The following is a 14,454-nucleotide window of genomic DNA, read 5'->3' on the forward strand; positions in this document are numbered from 1 at the left end:
CCTAGCCGCCGGTCATCGGCGGGAAGAACGCGATCTCGCGGGCGCCCGCGATCGCGGCGTCCGACTTGACGTGGGCGTGGTCGATCGCGGCGCGGATGACCTTCGGTTTCTCGAAGGCGTAGGCATAGGCCTCGCTCCGGCCGGAGAGCCAGGCGATCAGCTCTTCCACGGTGCGCACGGTCGCTGGCGGCTCGACGGTCTCCTCGGCCTTGCCGACCCGTTCGCGCACCCAGGCAAAATATTTCACCTTCATACCTCATCCTCCTTGATGAGGTGATGGATGCCGGAGCGGAAATAATCGTAGCCGGTGTACATGGTGAGGATCGCCGAAGCCCACAGCAGCAAGAGGCCGATCTGGGTCACGACAGGCACGACCTGGTCGCCGGCCTCGCCCGCGAGCAGGAAGCCGATGGCGACGAGCTGGACCGTGGTCTTCCACTTGGCAAGCTTGGTGACGGGCACGCTGACGCGCAGCGCGGCGAGATATTCGCGCAGGCCCGAGACCAGGATCTCGCGGCACAGGATCACGATGGCGGCCCACAGCGACCAGCCATGGATGATACCGTCGGCGGCCAGCATCAGCAGGCAGGAGGCGACCAGCAGCTTGTCGGCGATCGGATCGAGCATCCGGCCGAACGCCGATTGCTGATTCCAGATCCGCGCGTAGTAGCCGTCGAGGTAATCGGTGACTGCTGCCGCGATGAAAATGGCGACCGCGACCCAGCGCAGCCACAGCGGCTGATCCAGAATCGACTGCGCATAGATGCACCCGACCACGACCGGGATCGCGGCGATCCGGCCATAGGTCAGGATGTTCGGGAGGGACATCGCGCGGCTGGTCGTCCCTCGTGTCGTGGCGATGTTCATCCGTCCTACCAATACCGCTGTGGCCCGAAGGTCAACCGTTCCGCTCCCCAAATGGGGTGCGGGATGCGACGACCATAAGACCACGGCCCCCTTTAGTTCACCCCGGCTGGGGATGGAAATACTCGAAAATCCTGCGGGCGCTTTCGGCGCTCACCCCCGGAACCTTGCCGAGATCGGCGATCGAGGCCCGTTCGATCTCCTTCAGGGTTCCGAAATGATGCAGCAAGGCACGTTTGCGTGACGGGCCGATGCCCGGAATCTCCTGCAAACCGGCCTCGCGGATGTCCTTCTTGCGCAGCTTGCGATGCGAGCCGATGACGAAGCGGTGGGCCTCGTCGCGCAGGCGCTGGATGAAATAGAGCACGGGGTCGCGCGGCTCGAGCTTGATCGCCTCGCGCTCCGGCATGAACAGGGTCTCGCGGCCGGCATCCCGGTCCGGCCCCTTGGCGACCGACATCAGCGACACCTGGGTCAGGCCGAGATTCGCAAAGATCTCCCGGACGGCATTGAGCTGGCCGCGGCCGCCGTCGATGATCACGAGGTCGGGCCATTGCGGAAAATCGTCGTCCTTGACCTTGGCGCCCTCCTCGGGCGGGTTGATGAGACGCTTGAAGCGGCGCTCCAGCACCTCGCGCATCATGCCGTAGTCGTCGCCGGGCGTGAGCCCTTCCGACTTGATGTTGAACTTGCGGTACTGGTTCTTCACGAAACCGTCCGGGCCGGCGACGATCATGGCGCCGACCGCGTTGGTGCCCTGGATGTGGCTGTTGTCGTAGACCTCGATGCGCTTGGGGGCATGCGGCAGGCTCAGCGTCGTCGCCATGGCGTCGAGCAGGCGGCCCTGCGTCGCGGTGTCCGCGAGCTTCCGGCCCAGCGCCTCGCGCGCATTGGTCAGCGCGTGGGCGACGAGTTCCTTCTTCTCGCCACGCTTCGGCGCGGTGACCTCGATCTTGTGCCCGGCCTTGATCGACAGCGCGTTGGCAAGCAGCTCGCTCTCCTCGATCTCATGCGAGAGCAGGATGTTCTTCGGCGGCGGCTTGTCGTCGTAGAACTGGGCGAGGAAGGAGCCGAGCACTTCTTCGGGCGTAAAGGTCTTCTCCGCCCGCGGGAAATAGGCGCGGTTGCCCCAGTTCTGGCCGGTGCGGAAGAAGAACACCTCGACGCAGGAGAAGCCGCCCTCCTGGTGGATGGCGAACACGTCGGCCTCTTCCACCGTGCGCGGATTGATGCCCTGCTGCGACTGGATCGCCGACAGCGCGGCGAGGCGGTCGCGGTAGAGCGCCGCGGTCTCGAATTCGAGCTCATTGGCCGCCTTCTCCATCTCGCCGGCAAGCTCCTGCTTCACCGCATGGCTCTTGCCGGAGAGGAAGTCGGTCGCCTCGCGCACCAGGGTCGTGTAGCCGGGGAAATCGATCTCGCGGGTGCAGGGACCGGCGCAGCGGCGGATCTGGTAGAGCAGGCAGGGCCGGGTGCGGCTTTCGAAGAAGGAATCGGTGCAGGAGCGGATCAGGAACGCGCGCTGCAGCGCCGTGATGGTGCGGTTGACAGCGCCGGCGGAGGCGAACGGGCCGAAGTACCGGCCGGGGCGGGTCTGCGCGCCCCGATGTTTCAGGATCTGCGGCGCCCAATGGTCGCCGGTGATCAGGATATAGGGAAACGACTTGTCGTCGCGCAGCTGCACGTTGAAGCGCGGCCGCAGCTGCTTGATGAGGTTGGCTTCCAGCAGCAGCGCTTCGGTCTCGGTGTTGGTCGAGACGATCTCCACGGTCACGGTGGCGGCGATCATGCGCAGGATGCGCGCCGGCTGCGGCGCACTCTGGCGCGCGTAGTTGGACAGGCGCTTTTTGACGTTCTTGGCCTTGCCGACATAGAGCACGTCGGCATTCGCATTGAGCATGCGATAGACGCCGGGCGAGGTCGGCGCGAGCCGGACTGCGCGCTCGATTGCCTCATGGCCCGTCGCCAGCGGCTCTTCGCCGACCGCGCCGCTCTCTTCCAGGATATCGGGCAGAAGCGCATCGTCCTCGTCGTCGCCGCCTGTGGTGGCGGGATCGAGGTCCGGCGGTGCCGTCTCCTGGGACGGGGTGTCCGGTGCCATGCCGCGCCTGGATTTGGGTGCGCGAGCGTCGTCCGGATTGTCGGTGGAATCGTGAACCATGGGACGAATTTAGGCGCTGGGGATGCCGATTTGAAGTTCCGGCCATGCTGCACGCACAGGATGGCGGGCGCGGTTCCCGATAACGCTTCCTTAAGTCTGTTAAGCGCGCGGTAACGGGTCTTAACAGCGCTTTAACTTAAAACTCTCGATAAATCTTACGCGAAAAGGTCTTGGTTCCGTAACCATGCGACGTGGCCCGGCGCGGCGGCGCGGGCATCGCACCGGTTTACGGCAGTTGCGTTGGAGTGTGTGATGAAGAGGCTCGTTGTGGGCGCGGCCGTGTTGGTTGCCGCAGGCTGGACAGCTTCGGCAGAGGCCGCCGATCTCAATTACGGGCAGCGTGCGCCCTATACCGTCAATCAGCCGCTCAATGCCTATAGCTGGGCCGGTCCATATCTCGGTGCCAATCTCGGCTATGAGTGGGGGTCGGTGAGTAACTCACCCGTAAAGCCCTCCGGCTTCGTTGGCGGTGTGCAGGCCGGCTATAATTTCCAGAACGGTCCATGGGTGTTCGGCGTCGAGGGCGATATCCAGGCCGCCGGCGCTGATGACACCTTCGCGCCGTGGAAGTTCTCCAATCCGTGGTTCGGCACTCTGCGCGGCCGTGCCGGCTATACCTTCAGCAACGTCCTGCTCTACGGCACCGCCGGCCTCGCCTTCGGCGAGCTGCGTGCGCAGACCTTCGGCTGGACCGAGTCGCACACGAGCGCCGGCTGGACCATCGGTGCCGGTGCGGAAGTGGGCTTCGCGCCCAACTGGACCGCCAAGCTCGAATATCTCTACATCGATCTGTCGACGAGTCAGTTCGCAATCACAGGCGTGTCAAACGGCTATAGCGCCAGCGTTGTGCGCGCAGGCGTGAACTATCACTTCTGATAGCCAAATAAGAAAATACCGGACAATAACCTCCCGGCCGCTCGCGGCCGGGACTTTTTTTGCGCCAGGTTTTTTGAGTCAGGCCCGCTAGGAAAGGATGACCAAATTGACCGCCTTCGGTCCCTTCCCTTTCTTGTCCGGTTCGACTTCGAAAGTAATACGCTGTCCTTCGGCAAGGTCCTTCAGTCCCGCTCGCTCCACAGCAGTGATGTGAACGAAGACATCGCGACCGCCGTCATCCGGCTTGATAAAGCCGTAGCCGCGCTCGCCGTTGAAGAACTTGACCGTTCCCGTCATGGCCATCGGGAAACTCCCCCTCATTGCTCCTCCGTCGCGACGCAGACTCACGTCACGACATGACCGGGCCGTACGGAGCCCGGGAGCTGGCCATCCTTGGGCGGACCTTTTGGTCCGGCCGGATCTTTCTTAGGCCTTCACTCCGCCGCAACCATTCGCGGAAGCGGAACGCAAAGCCAGTCACGGAAATAGCATAATACGGTTCTTTGCAGATTGACTACGGCTCCTGCATATTTTTCCCAAGAATGCCGGAGTGTTACGGCCTCGGCACCTCTAATCGGAATCTGGCAGCGCCGCCCTGGCCGAGCGGCATTTCGAGCTCGGGCAGGATCGTCTTGAGCTCGCCGTGCAGCGTGTAAGGGGGATTGACGATCAGCAGTCCGGTGGAGGTGAGGGCTGCGCCGTCCAGTTGCGGCGCGGCGCTGAATTCGAGGCGCAGGCATTTGCCCGGCGGCTTTGCTGCGGCTGCGAGCCGCGCCACGAGTTGCGCCAGCGTGTCGGTGGCGCGCCGGCTCTTGGCCGGATACCAGATTACATAGATACCGGTTGGCCATTTTGCGAAAGCCTCCGAGAAGGCTTCGCCCAGCCGTTCGAACTCGTTCTTTGCCTCGAACGGCGGATCGATCAGCACCAGCCCGCGCCGTTCCTTCGGCGGCACGAAGGCCGGCAGCGCCACCCAGCCGTCGAGATCGACCACGCGGGCCTGCTCGTCGCGGCGCAACACGTCGATCAGCGCCTTGCGCGCCTTCGGCTCGAGCTCGCAGGCGACGAGGCGATCCTGCGGCCTCAGCAGGCCGCGCGCGATCAGCGGCGAACCCGGATAGGCCTTGAGCTCGCCCTTCGGATTGAAGGCGCGGACGATGTCGAGATAGGGCTTGGTCAGTGCGGCGGTCTCGTTCGACAGGCGCGCCTGCATCAGCCGCGCGATGCCGGTCAGCCATTCGCCACCGCGCCGCGCCTCGTCGCTTTCGAGATCGTACAGGCCGGCGCCGGCATGGGTGTCGATGACGCGGAACGCCCCCGGCTTGTCCTGCAAGTAAGTGAGGATGCGCGCGAGCACGATGTGCTTGATGACATCGGCGAAGTTGCCGGCATGGAAGGCGTGACGGTAGTTCATCGCGGAGAGTTACGACATCGCGCGATGAAAGTAACTCCCGTCATTCCGGGGTCACGCTTCCGCCTTCGCTCTTCGAGCTTCGGCGGACAAGTCGCGTGCCCCCGAATGACGGAGCTGATTTAGCTACCCACCCCTGATCGGCGGCATCGTCACCTGGTCGCGGCGGCAGGCGCGGCGGTCGATCTCCTCGCAGGCGCGGAATTGCAGGTCCTTGCTGAGGCAGATGCGGACCTCGGAAAGCCGCGTCCGGTTGCAGGTCACCGAGACGGCGGCGCTGCTAAGGCCCGGATTGGCCTTGATGAAGGCCTCCTCGACCTCCGCCGGCGCCACGGTCTTGGCCTGCGACAGGTCGAGATACTCGGCCGGAATCTTGATCGCGGCACGCGCTTTCCGGATCGTCTCGAAATAGCTGCGATCGGCGAGCCCCGAGCAGGTGCCGTGCTTGTCCCACTCGTTGAAGATCAGGCCCGGTGCGGGCATCAGATCGAGCATCGAGGAGACGATGCTGCGGTTCAGCCGTGGCGCCGGCCGCTGGCAATATTCCGGAAAGCCGTTCTCGTATTGCGGCCACAGCCCGTGCACCACGAAAGCATAGGGCCGGCCGCTGCACTGGGTCTGGGAGCGGCCGCCGCGCTCGGCCGCCTCCTCGCAGAAGGAGGGCGACCACGACAGCGACAGCACATAGAAATCGAACTCGCCGGGCGCGTTCTGCCGCCTGTCCTGGGCTTGCGCGGCGCCCGTCAGCGAAACCAGCCCGGCGGCAAGGGGCAGGGCAAGGACCAGCGAGATCATCAGGCGGGAGAACGAGTGCAATCTGGAATGAAACATGGCGACGCCCCTCAACTAGACTGTGCAATCGAGCCTAGCAGGCGATAAGAACATTTCAAGAACAAAATACGGGCCGCCCCCGCCAAGCCGCTGGCTCGGTCCGAATCAGGGCTTGTCGAATTACTGCCTGGCGGCGCGGCAGGCCGGATTGTAGGCCCAGTTGCGGTCGAGCCCGACCACGCACCATTCGACACCATTGCCGTAACCGGCGAAGCCGCCATCCTCGATGATCGAGAAATGCACCTTGCGCACCTTGCCGTCGTTGAGCATGGCCTCGCCGGTGCAATAGCGGCGCGGAATGTTGTCGGACTGCCAGGGCCGGAACGCGGTCTCGCGCACGGCGGAGAAGCCGGTGATCTTCAACGAGGAGTTCCAGAAGGAGCTTTCCTTCTCCCAGAACTGGGTGGCGATCGTCGGCAGCGCCTTGTCGCAATCGGCAACGCCGCCGTCATAGCGCGGTCCGCTCAGCCAGAAGTTCAGCTCCAGCGGATTGGCCGCCCTGGCCTCACCGAGCGACAGCGCCCCGAACATGAGGCCGAGCACGGCGGCAAAGCGGAGCGATTTCAGGGGGGGCGAGGCGCGCATGGGCAATCCAGACAGAATGATCTGCGAAGGTCGGACGGTGCCGCGAAGGGCGGGTGAGGTCAAGTGCAGCGCGGCAACACTTGGCCAGGACTTGACCATAACGTCGCATCCGACAGGGCTTCAGTTCTTTTCACTTCCGTCCCGGCACCGTAAACTGGCGCCAACCAATTGGAGTAACGGGAATGCGAATCATTGCGGCCGCGGGCCTTCTTGCCCTGGGTATGATGGCGAGCCAGCCGGCGCGCGCCGATCTCCTTCCGGTGCCTCCGTTCAAGGGCAACGACACCGGCGGCATCATCGCCTATTCGATGGCCACCCAGGTCGATGCGCGGCAGGTCGCGGTCGATCACTGCGCGCGCTACGGCAAGGTCGTCAAATTCCTCGGCGTGCAGGCCTATGAGGGCGGCTACATCTCGTTCTCCTGCCGCTGGGTGCCCTATGGCGCCGCCAACCAGCCGATCCGCACGCTGTACTGAGGCGTTTTCGTAACGCAGCGATCTCTCAGCCGGGAGCTTCCCACATGACGCGCAAACTTGCTTTGCTCGGCTCGGCCGCTTGCTTCGTGTTGTCGGCCGGCAGCGCCTCTGCCGACGATCTGCCGGTGCGCAAGGCCGGCCTGTGGGAATTGAAGATGGTCAGGAGCGGCTCTGCGATGCCGGAAATGACCATGCAGCACTGCACCGACGAGACCGTCGACAAGGAGATGAACAACAACGTCTCCCCGATGGCCAAGCAGATCTGCGCCAAGCAGGACATCAAGAAGACTGCGACCGGTTATGTCAGCGATTCCGAGTGCAGCGTCGCCGGCATCAGCACCACCTCGCATGCCGAGATCACCGGCGACTTCAACTCGGCCTATACGGTGAAGACCTCGTCACACGCGCAAGGCGGCGCTGCCGGCACGGCGGGACGCGACACCAGCATGACGCTCGAAGCGAAATGGCTGGGCGCCTGCAAGCCCGATCAGAAGCCCGGCGACATCGTCATGCCCGGCGGCTTCAAGATGAACGTGCGCGACGTCGACAAGCTGAAGAACCTGCTGCCGAAGTAGGGTTGTCTTCCCCTCTCCCCTTGCGGGAGAGGGTGGCTCGCCGCGAAGCGGCGAGACGGGTGAGGGGTATCTCACCGCGTGTGACGCTCTTACTTCTGAATTCGTTGAGGCAACCCCTCATCCGGCGCCATAGCCGAAGCTTCGCTTCGGCGTTCTTAAGAACGGCGGCCGAAGGCCGCCTACGCCACCTTCTCCCGCAAGGGAGAAGGAAGATCGCGGCTACACCGGTATCCGCACACTCGCCCTTAATCCGCCCATCGGGCTGTCGCCAAGCGTGATGTCGCCGCCGTGGGAGCGGGCGATGTCGCGGGCGATGGCAAGGCCGAGGCCCGTGCCGCCCTCGTCCTGGTTGCGGGCGTTGTCCAGCCGCAGGAACGGCTTGAACACCTCTTCGCGCAGATGCGCGGGAATGCCCGGGCCGTCGTCGTCGACCGTGACGGTCAGATAACGGTGATCGCGCTGGCCGGTGATGGCGATGCTCTTGCCGTAGCGCGCTGCATTGGTGACGAGGTTGGCGAGGCAGCGCTTGAACGAGGCCGGCTTCACCGTCACCACGGGCAGTCCGTTGAATGCGACGGTCGCAGCGTGGCCGTGGCGTTCGGCATCGCTGCGCAGCTCCTCGAGCGCCTGCGCCATGTCGGTCGGCTGCGACTGCTCGCCGGAATCGCCGCGGGCAAAGGCGAGATAGTCCTCCAGCATCATCGACATCTCGTCGACATCCTTGCGCATGCCCTCGAGCTCCGGGTTGTCGCCGATCAGCGCCAGCTCGAGCTTGAAGCGGGTCAGGATGGTGCGCAGATCGTGGCTGACGCCGGCGAGCATCGCGGTGCGCTGCTCCATGGTGCGCTCGATGCGCGACTTCATCTCGAGGAAGGCGACCGCCGCGCGCCGCACCTCGCGCGCGCCGCGCGGCCGGAAGTTCGGCGCCTCGCGGCCCTTGCCGAAGCTTTCGGCGGCATCGGCAAGGCGCAGGATCGGCTTGATCTGGTTGCGCAGGAACAGCACCGCGACGATCAGCAGGATCGAGGACGTGCCGACCATCCAGAACAGGAAGATTTCCGAGTTCGAGGCATAGGCGGCGCTGCGCTGCGCGAACACGCGCATCACGGCGTCGTCGAGCTGGATGCGGATCTCGACGAGGTTGGAGCGGCCGACCGTGTCGATCCAGAACGAGCGCCCGATCTGGCGGCCGAGCTGCACCGACAGCGTCTGGTCGAGCAGCGAGAAGAACGGCTTTGGTCCCGGCGGCGGCATGTCGCCGGCGGGCAGGAAATCGACGACGAGGCCCAAACGCTGCTGGGCGATGCGACGGATCTGGTCGCGATCCTTGTCCTGCGGATAGCCCTTGTAGACGTCGATCAGCGCGGCGATGTCCTGCACCACCGCGGCCGACAGGCGGCGCGTCACCGTGTTCCAGTGCCGCTCCATGAACACGAAGGCGACGACCGATTGCAGGATCACCATCGGCACGATCATGATGAGCAGCGCGCGGGCATAGAGGCCGGTCGGCATCCAGCCCTTGAACGCATTGCCCATCCAGCCATTGGCGGCAGAGACGCGGCCGGCAGCGCTCTTCAGCAGCGTCAGGCCGGTATCGATCGTGCTCATCGGTCGCGCTTCACTGCTTTATGGCGATGCCACCAGCCGGTAGCCGATGCCGCGCACCGCCTGGAGGAACAGCGGATTGGCGGGATCGGTTTCGATCTTGCGCCTGAGGCGGTTGATCTGCACGTCGACGGCGCGCTCGTTGACGCTGCCATTGCCGGTCAGTGCGCTGCGCGGCACGGTCTCGCCCGGGGTCTCCGAGAGAATGCGAAGCATCTCGCGCTCGCGGTCGGTGAGGTGAATGACCTCCTCGCCCTGGCGCAATTCGCCGCGATCGAGATGGTAGACGTAGGGGCCGAACGCGATCTTCTCCACGACCGCGGCCTGCGGCGGCGGGGCGGCGCGCTTGAGGATGTTGTTGATGCGCAGCGCAAGCTCGCGCGGCTCGAACGGTTTTGCCACGTAGTCGTCGGCGCCGATCTGGAGCCCCTCGATGCGGGCTTCGGCCTCATGGCGCGCCGTCAGCATCACGATCGGCACCGAGGAGGAGGTCCGGATGAAGCGAGCGAGGTCGAAGCCGGTCTCGCCGGGCATCATGACGTCGAGGATCAAGAGGTCGAAATGCAGGCCCATGAGCTTCGAACGCGCATCGCTGGCGCTGGCTGCGGTCGAAACGCGATAGCCTTCGCTGGCGAGGAAGCGCGACAGCAGATCGCGGATGCGGCGGTCGTCGTCGACCAGCAGGAGATGCGGGGCGTCATCGGCCGGTTGCACCGGCGGACGGGCGAGCGTGGCAGCGAGCGGCACGGTCACTCCTTTGCGTCTTGATTGACGGATGCGAAGATCGTCTCCAGCACCTTGTCCGGATCGTCGCGGTCGATCATCGCGCGCAGGAAGCGCTTGACCGTTTCCGCATCCTGCGGCGCCATCTCGGCGAGCGCCTTGGTGATCCGCGTGGTCTGGAGCCCGGCGAGCTTCTGCACCAGCGCCTCGCCCTTCGGCGTGGCGTAGAGCAGACGCTGGCGGCGGTCATTGTCGCCGGTCTTCTGCACGATGTAGCCCTCGTCCAGGAGCTGCTTGAGCACCCGGCCGAGCGACTGTTTTGTGATGCGCAGGACGTCGAGCAGATCGGCGACCTTCAGCCCGGGATAGCGGTAGACGAAGTGCATGACGCGGTGATGGGCCCGGCCGAAGCCGAATGCCTCCAGCTCCTGGTCGGGATCGCCGACGAAGTCGCGATAGGCGAAGAACAGTAGCTCGATGATATCCCAGCGCAAATTGCCTCCTTCGCCTGCGGCCGGCCGGAGCTCGGCAGCGTCTTGAGAGGGAGTCGCGAAATTTATGTCAGGCATATTGACGTATCTTGGGTTCAATGTTACAAAACGATCAGCCCGCACGAAATTTTAGATCGTTTCGCGTCGGGTGGCATTTTCTAAGAGCGGCCGGAGAGAGCCGGACAGGCGGCAACGGCCGGATCAGATCTACCGTGCGATTGTCGAGCGGCATTTCGGCAAAACATACTGGACTTCCGCCTTCCGCAAAAGCATGTCCTCGGCGACATGCTGGTCACGGAAACCGGCCGTAACAAGGCTGGCGGTGGTTCGGCCAACAATCTAATCAAGCCAGCCGGGCCCGGAACGGGCAGGCGGGCGCCCGAACAGCGCCGCTACCGGCAGCGGGAGGCAAGGACATGAGCATGAAATTCGACATCCAGCCCGCATCCAATCCGACGCCCGAGAAGGATCGGGTCGCCAAGCTGGTGGACCCCGGCTTCGGGCGCGTCTTCACCGATCACATGGCGATCGTCCGCTACAACCAGGCTAAGGGCGGCTGGTACGAGGCGAAGATCGAGGCGCGTGCCAACTTCCAGATCGATCCAGCCGGCGCAGTCCTGCACTACGCCCAGGAGATTTTTGAAGGCCTCAAGGCCTACAAGCGCGACGACGGTGGCGTGAACCTGTTCCGCCCCGACGCCAATGCGCGGCGCTTCAGGGACTCCGCCGACCGCATGGCGATGGCGCAGCTGCCCGAAGATGTCTTCATCGAGGCGGTCGAGCAGGTCGTGCGCATCGACCGCGCCTGGATGCCGGGCGGCGAGGGGAGCCTTTACCTGCGGCCCTTCATGATCGCGAGCGAGACCTTCCTCGGCGTCAAGCCGTCGTCCGAATACATCTTCGCGGTGATCGCCTCGCCGGTCGGCTCCTATTTCAAGGGCGGGCCTGCGCCGGTCTCGATCTGGGTCTCGGAGAACTATACCCGCGCCGCGATCGGCGGCACCGGCGCCGTCAAGTGCGGCGGCAACTATGCCGCAAGCCTGCGCGCGCAGGCCGAGGCCATCCAGCACGGCTGCGATCAGGTCGTGTTCCTCGACGCGGTCGAGCGCCGCTACATCGAGGAGCTCGGCGGCATGAACATCTTCTTCGTGTTCGACGACGGCTCGCTCTCGACGCCGCCGCTCGGCACGATCCTGCCCGGCATCACCCGCGACTCCATCATCGCGCTGGCGAAGGATGCCGGCAAGACGGTGCGCGAGGAGCCGTACTCGCTCGACCAGTGGCGCAAGGATGCGGCCTCCGGCAAGCTGAAGGAGGCGTTTGCCTGCGGCACCGCGGCTGTGATCTCGCCGATCGGCAAGGTGCGCTCGGTGAGCGGCGATTTCGACATCAGCGGCGGCGCCGCCGGCCCCGTCGCCATGGGCTTGCGCAAGCAGCTCATCGACATCCAGTACGGCCGCACCAACGATCCGCACAACTGGATCCGCAAGGTGTTTTGATCGACGGCGATTACGTTTCCCCTCTCTCGCAAGGGAGAGGGGAAACGCGCAACGTTTGTGGCTTATTGCGCTATGAACGTGCTGCTGCCGACACGCGACAAAGCCAGGAGACATCGAAGCATCCTGGACATCGCGATCATGGCAACGCAACTCTCCCAGCCCCTGAAATGGGTCGTACTCGCCGCAATCACCGGCGTCTCCATCTTCGGCATCCTGACCATCGGCCCCACGCCCGAGGTCGCAGCGCAAGACCGCTCTCCGATCGTCGACGTGCGCACCACCGATCCCGAGATGAACACCGCGATCGCACGCGCCCGCGGCACGCTCCCGACCTTCTGGGCCTCGTACGAGGCGCCCAAGCCGTCGGAGGCCGGGCACGCCCTGAAAGTGCGCTTTCCCACCCGCAAAGGCGGCGAGCATATCTGGATCGCCGAGGTGAAGAAGCTGCCCAACGGGGCCTATTCCGGCCGCTTCGCCAATGAGCCGCGCGATCTGCCCGGAAAGCACGCGGGCGACGAGGTCAAGTTCAGCGAAGCCGACATCTCGGACTGGATGTTCATGCGCAACGGCAAGATCGTCGGCGGGGAGACCATCAAGCCGACGCTGAAGTCGCTGCCAAAGGCCGACGCTGATGCCCTCCGGGCGCGCATGGAGCAGCCGTAGCGGTAGGGTCGTCATTCCGGGATGGTCCGAAGGACCAGACCCGGAATCTCGAGATTCTGGGTTCGATGCTGTGCATCGCCCCGGAATGACGGCGAACTGGACAGGCCGTGGGGCTCGCGGCATGCCGCGGCGGTTGCCGCCTCGCGCGTCGGCTGGTAAACGCCGCGCATGGCCGAGAAACCCAAAAAACCCCAGAAACTGAAGGCGCGTCTGCCGCGCGGGCTCGAGGACCGTGATCCCGCCGCGATCCGGGCGACGCGCGAGATGGTCGAGAAGATCCGCGCCGTCTACGAGCTCTACGGGTTCGAGCCGGTGGAGACGCCGGCGATGGAATATACCGATGCGCTCGGCAAGTTCCTGCCCGACCAGGACCGCCCGAACGAGGGCGTGTTCTCGTTCCAGGACGACGACGAGCAGTGGATTAGCTTGCGCTACGACCTGACCGCGCCGCTCGCCCGCTACGTCGGCGAGCGCTACGGGACCGACGCTCTGGTCTTGCCCTACCGCAGCTACCGCGTCGGCTACGTCTTCCGCAACGAGAAGCCCGGCCCCGGCCGCTTCCGCCAGTTCATGCAGTTCGATGCCGATACGGTCGGCTCGGCAACGCCGGCGGCAGACGCCGAGATCTGCATGATGGCCGCGGACACGATGGAGGCGCTCGGCGTTCAGCGCGGCCAGTACGTGGTGAAGGTCAACAACCGCAAGGTGCTCGACGGTGTTCTGGAAGCAATAGGACTCGCCGGTGACGAGAATGCTGCACGCCGACTGACCGTGCTGCGCGCAATCGACAAACTCGACAAGTTTCCCGCCGACGAGGTGCGCAAATTGCTCGGTCCCGGCAGATGGGATGGAGGCGAAGAGGGCAAGGGCGACTTCACGAAGGGCGCCAATTTGAGCGCGGCCGAGGCTGACGTTGTTCTCGCCATCACCAAACCGCGCGACGATTGGAAAGAGGCCATTGCCGCGGCGGAAACTTACCTCGCCAAGACCGAAGTTGGTCAGGCCGGCGTGAGCGAGCTGGAAGAGATCGCCAAGCTGGTCACGGCGTCGGGTTATGGCGCGGACCGCATCAAGATCGACCCCTCCGTCGTGCGCGGCCTCGAATATTACACCGGCCCCGTCTACGAGGTCGAACTCCTGCTCGACACCAAGGACGAGAAGGGCCGCCCGGTGCGCTTCGGCTCCGTCGGTGGTGGTGGCCGTTATGACGGTCTCGTCTCGCGCTTCCGCGGCGAGCCGGTGCCGGCGACCGGTTTCTCGATTGGCGTCTCGCGTCTCCAGGCCGCGCTGACGCTGCTCGGCAAGCTCGACACGCGACCCGAATTCGGGCCTGTCGTCGTCACCGTGTTCGACCGCGACCGCGTCGCCGACTACCAGAAGATGGTCGCGTCCTTGCGCACCGCCGGCATGCGCGCCGAGCTCTATCTCGGCAATCCCAAGAACATGGGCAACCAGCTCAAATATGCCGACCGCCGCAACAGCCCTTGCGTCATCATCCAGGGCTCCGATGAAAAGGCGCGCGGCGAGCTGCAGATCAAGGATCTGATCGAAGGCGCCAAGGCGGCCGCCGCCATTGCCTCCAACCAGGAATGGCGCGAGAGCCGCCCGGCGCAGTTCTCGTGCAGCGAAGCCGACCTCGTCGCCAAGGTGCGCGAGGTGCTGGCGCGCCATGACGTGAGCTGGGGCTAGCCATT

At 64.8% G+C, this 14,454-nt stretch carries 16 protein-coding genes; 6 read left to right on the forward strand and 10 right to left on the reverse strand.

From position 1 onward, the window contains the following. Nucleotide 1: 1 nt before the first annotated feature. The 3 genes from moaD to uvrC all read right to left on the reverse strand — a co-directional run bounded on the left by moaD (nt 2) and on the right by uvrC (nt 3,025). Nucleotides 2-253, reverse strand: a complete 252-nt coding sequence (gene moaD, locus XI08_RS09020; RefSeq protein ID WP_027546003.1) for a molybdopterin converting factor subunit 1 — start codon at nt 251-253, stop codon at nt 2-4. Then, nucleotides 250-867, reverse strand: a complete 618-nt coding sequence (gene pgsA, locus XI08_RS09025) for a CDP-diacylglycerol--glycerol-3-phosphate 3-phosphatidyltransferase (protein WP_011090204.1) — start codon at nt 865-867, stop codon at nt 250-252. Before pgsA ends, moaD begins: the two co-directional genes overlap by 4 nt. Nucleotides 868-964: 97 nt before the next feature. After that, on the reverse strand, nt 965-3,025 hold the full coding sequence (uvrC, locus tag XI08_RS09030) for an excinuclease ABC subunit UvrC (protein WP_271574152.1): 2,061 nt from the start codon (nt 3,023-3,025) through the stop codon (nt 965-967). Between the two features lie 252 nt (nt 3,026-3,277). Here uvrC and XI08_RS09035 point away from each other — a divergent pair, with 252 nt between their 5' ends. Continuing rightward, nucleotides 3,278-3,901, forward strand: coding sequence for an outer membrane protein (locus tag XI08_RS09035; protein ID WP_027546001.1), 624 nt, complete (start codon nt 3,278-3,280; stop codon nt 3,899-3,901). Nucleotides 3,902-3,988: 87 nt separating this feature from the next. Here the strand turns inward: XI08_RS09035 and XI08_RS09040 are convergent, their stop codons facing one another. The 4 genes from XI08_RS09040 to XI08_RS09055 form a co-directional block, all read right to left on the reverse strand. Then, nucleotides 3,989-4,204, reverse strand: a complete 216-nt coding sequence (locus tag XI08_RS09040; protein WP_008544396.1) for a cold-shock protein — start codon at nt 4,202-4,204, stop codon at nt 3,989-3,991. A 250-nt stretch (nt 4,205-4,454) separates the two neighbouring features. Further along, nucleotides 4,455-5,315 carry a 23S rRNA (adenine(2030)-N(6))-methyltransferase RlmJ gene (locus XI08_RS09045; RefSeq protein WP_027546000.1) on the reverse strand — a complete coding sequence of 287 codons (861 nt, stop codon included), beginning with the start codon at nt 5,313-5,315 and terminating at the stop codon, nt 4,455-4,457. 123 nt (nt 5,316-5,438) lie between these two features. Further along, nucleotides 5,439-6,143, reverse strand: coding sequence for a ribonuclease T2 (locus tag XI08_RS09050; RefSeq protein ID WP_271574153.1), 705 nt, complete (start codon nt 6,141-6,143; stop codon nt 5,439-5,441). A 120-nt stretch (nt 6,144-6,263) separates the two neighbouring features. Further along, entirely contained in the window at nt 6,264-6,728 is a 465-nt protein-coding gene (locus XI08_RS09055; RefSeq protein WP_027545998.1) for a hypothetical protein, read from the reverse strand. Nucleotides 6,729-6,910: 182 nt separating this feature from the next. Between XI08_RS09055 and XI08_RS09060 the strand changes: the two genes are divergently transcribed. After that, the gene (locus XI08_RS09060) at nt 6,911-7,204 is read left to right on the forward strand and encodes a hypothetical protein (protein ID WP_135176524.1); all 294 of its coding nucleotides are present in this window, start codon (nt 6,911-6,913) and stop codon (nt 7,202-7,204) included. 44 nt (nt 7,205-7,248) lie between these two features. Then, a complete protein-coding gene (locus tag XI08_RS09065) occupies nt 7,249-7,779 on the forward strand; it encodes a DUF3617 domain-containing protein (protein WP_271574154.1) in 531 nt (176 codons plus the stop codon). Nucleotides 7,780-7,998: 219 nt separating this feature from the next. On the opposite strand, the gene XI08_RS09070 is transcribed toward XI08_RS09065, so the two are convergent. From XI08_RS09070 to XI08_RS09080, 3 genes are read right to left on the reverse strand one after another with little or no spacing between them, the layout of a single operon-like run. After that, complete coding sequence (locus XI08_RS09070) at nt 7,999-9,387, reverse strand: ATP-binding protein (RefSeq protein WP_027545995.1); 1,389 nt, start codon at nt 9,385-9,387, stop codon at nt 7,999-8,001. An 18-nt stretch (nt 9,388-9,405) separates the two neighbouring features. Continuing rightward, entirely contained in the window at nt 9,406-10,137 is a 732-nt protein-coding gene (locus XI08_RS09075; protein ID WP_027545994.1) for a response regulator, read from the reverse strand. Continuing rightward, on the reverse strand, nt 10,134-10,676 hold the full coding sequence (locus tag XI08_RS09080) for a MarR family winged helix-turn-helix transcriptional regulator (protein WP_027545993.1): 543 nt from the start codon (nt 10,674-10,676) through the stop codon (nt 10,134-10,136). The genes XI08_RS09075 and XI08_RS09080 overlap by 4 nt, the downstream gene beginning before the upstream one ends. A gap of 338 nt (nt 10,677-11,014) precedes the next feature. Between XI08_RS09080 and XI08_RS09085 the strand changes: the two genes are divergently transcribed. The 3 genes from XI08_RS09085 to hisS all read left to right on the forward strand — a co-directional run bounded on the left by XI08_RS09085 (nt 11,015) and on the right by hisS (nt 14,449). Beyond that, nucleotides 11,015-12,097, forward strand: a complete 1,083-nt coding sequence (locus XI08_RS09085) for a branched-chain amino acid aminotransferase (RefSeq protein WP_271574155.1) — start codon at nt 11,015-11,017, stop codon at nt 12,095-12,097. Nucleotides 12,098-12,235: 138 nt separating this feature from the next. Continuing rightward, nucleotides 12,236-12,760, forward strand: coding sequence for a YegJ family protein (locus XI08_RS09090; RefSeq protein WP_271574156.1), 525 nt, complete (start codon nt 12,236-12,238; stop codon nt 12,758-12,760). A gap of 168 nt (nt 12,761-12,928) precedes the next feature. Then, the gene (gene hisS, locus XI08_RS09095) at nt 12,929-14,449 is read left to right on the forward strand and encodes a histidine--tRNA ligase (protein ID WP_271574157.1); all 1,521 of its coding nucleotides are present in this window, start codon (nt 12,929-12,931) and stop codon (nt 14,447-14,449) included. The last annotated feature ends 5 nt before the right edge of the window (nt 14,450-14,454 follow it).

Source organism: Bradyrhizobium sp. CCBAU 11361 (genome assembly GCF_028128935.1).
Taxonomy (GTDB): domain Bacteria; phylum Pseudomonadota; class Alphaproteobacteria; order Rhizobiales; family Xanthobacteraceae; genus Bradyrhizobium; species Bradyrhizobium niftali.

Excerpts from the sequence above, each read along its gene's own strand:
- XI08_RS09050 (WP_271574153.1), bottom strand. The coding sequence starts at position 6,143 with ATGTTTCATTCCAGATTGCACTCGTTCTCCCGCCTGATGATCTCGCTG.
- XI08_RS09045 (WP_027546000.1), bottom strand. The coding sequence starts at position 5,315 with ATGAACTACCGTCACGCCTTCCATGCCGGCAACTTCGCCGATGTCATC.
- XI08_RS09070 (WP_027545995.1), bottom strand. The coding sequence starts at position 9,387 with ATGAGCACGATCGATACCGGCCTGACGCTGCTGAAGAGCGCTGCCGGC.
- XI08_RS09035 (WP_027546001.1), top strand. The coding sequence starts at position 3,278 with ATGAAGAGGCTCGTTGTGGGCGCGGCCGTGTTGGTTGCCGCAGGCTGG.
- XI08_RS09080 (WP_027545993.1), bottom strand. The coding sequence starts at position 10,676 with ATGCCTGACATAAATTTCGCGACTCCCTCTCAAGACGCTGCCGAGCTC.
- XI08_RS09060 (WP_135176524.1), top strand. The coding sequence starts at position 6,911 with ATGCGAATCATTGCGGCCGCGGGCCTTCTTGCCCTGGGTATGATGGCG.
- uvrC (WP_271574152.1), bottom strand. The coding sequence starts at position 3,025 with ATGGTTCACGATTCCACCGACAATCCGGACGACGCTCGCGCACCCAAA.
- XI08_RS09040 (WP_008544396.1), bottom strand. The coding sequence starts at position 4,204 with ATGGCCATGACGGGAACGGTCAAGTTCTTCAACGGCGAGCGCGGCTAC.
- XI08_RS09065 (WP_271574154.1), top strand. The coding sequence starts at position 7,249 with ATGACGCGCAAACTTGCTTTGCTCGGCTCGGCCGCTTGCTTCGTGTTG.
- XI08_RS09055 (WP_027545998.1), bottom strand. The coding sequence starts at position 6,728 with ATGCGCGCCTCGCCCCCCCTGAAATCGCTCCGCTTTGCCGCCGTGCTC.
- hisS (WP_271574157.1), top strand. The coding sequence starts at position 12,929 with ATGGCCGAGAAACCCAAAAAACCCCAGAAACTGAAGGCGCGTCTGCCG.
- XI08_RS09085 (WP_271574155.1), top strand. The coding sequence starts at position 11,015 with ATGAGCATGAAATTCGACATCCAGCCCGCATCCAATCCGACGCCCGAG.
- XI08_RS09090 (WP_271574156.1), top strand. The coding sequence starts at position 12,236 with ATGGCAACGCAACTCTCCCAGCCCCTGAAATGGGTCGTACTCGCCGCA.
- moaD (WP_027546003.1), bottom strand. The coding sequence starts at position 253 with ATGAAGGTGAAATATTTTGCCTGGGTGCGCGAACGGGTCGGCAAGGCC.
- pgsA (WP_011090204.1), bottom strand. The coding sequence starts at position 867 with ATGAACATCGCCACGACACGAGGGACGACCAGCCGCGCGATGTCCCTC.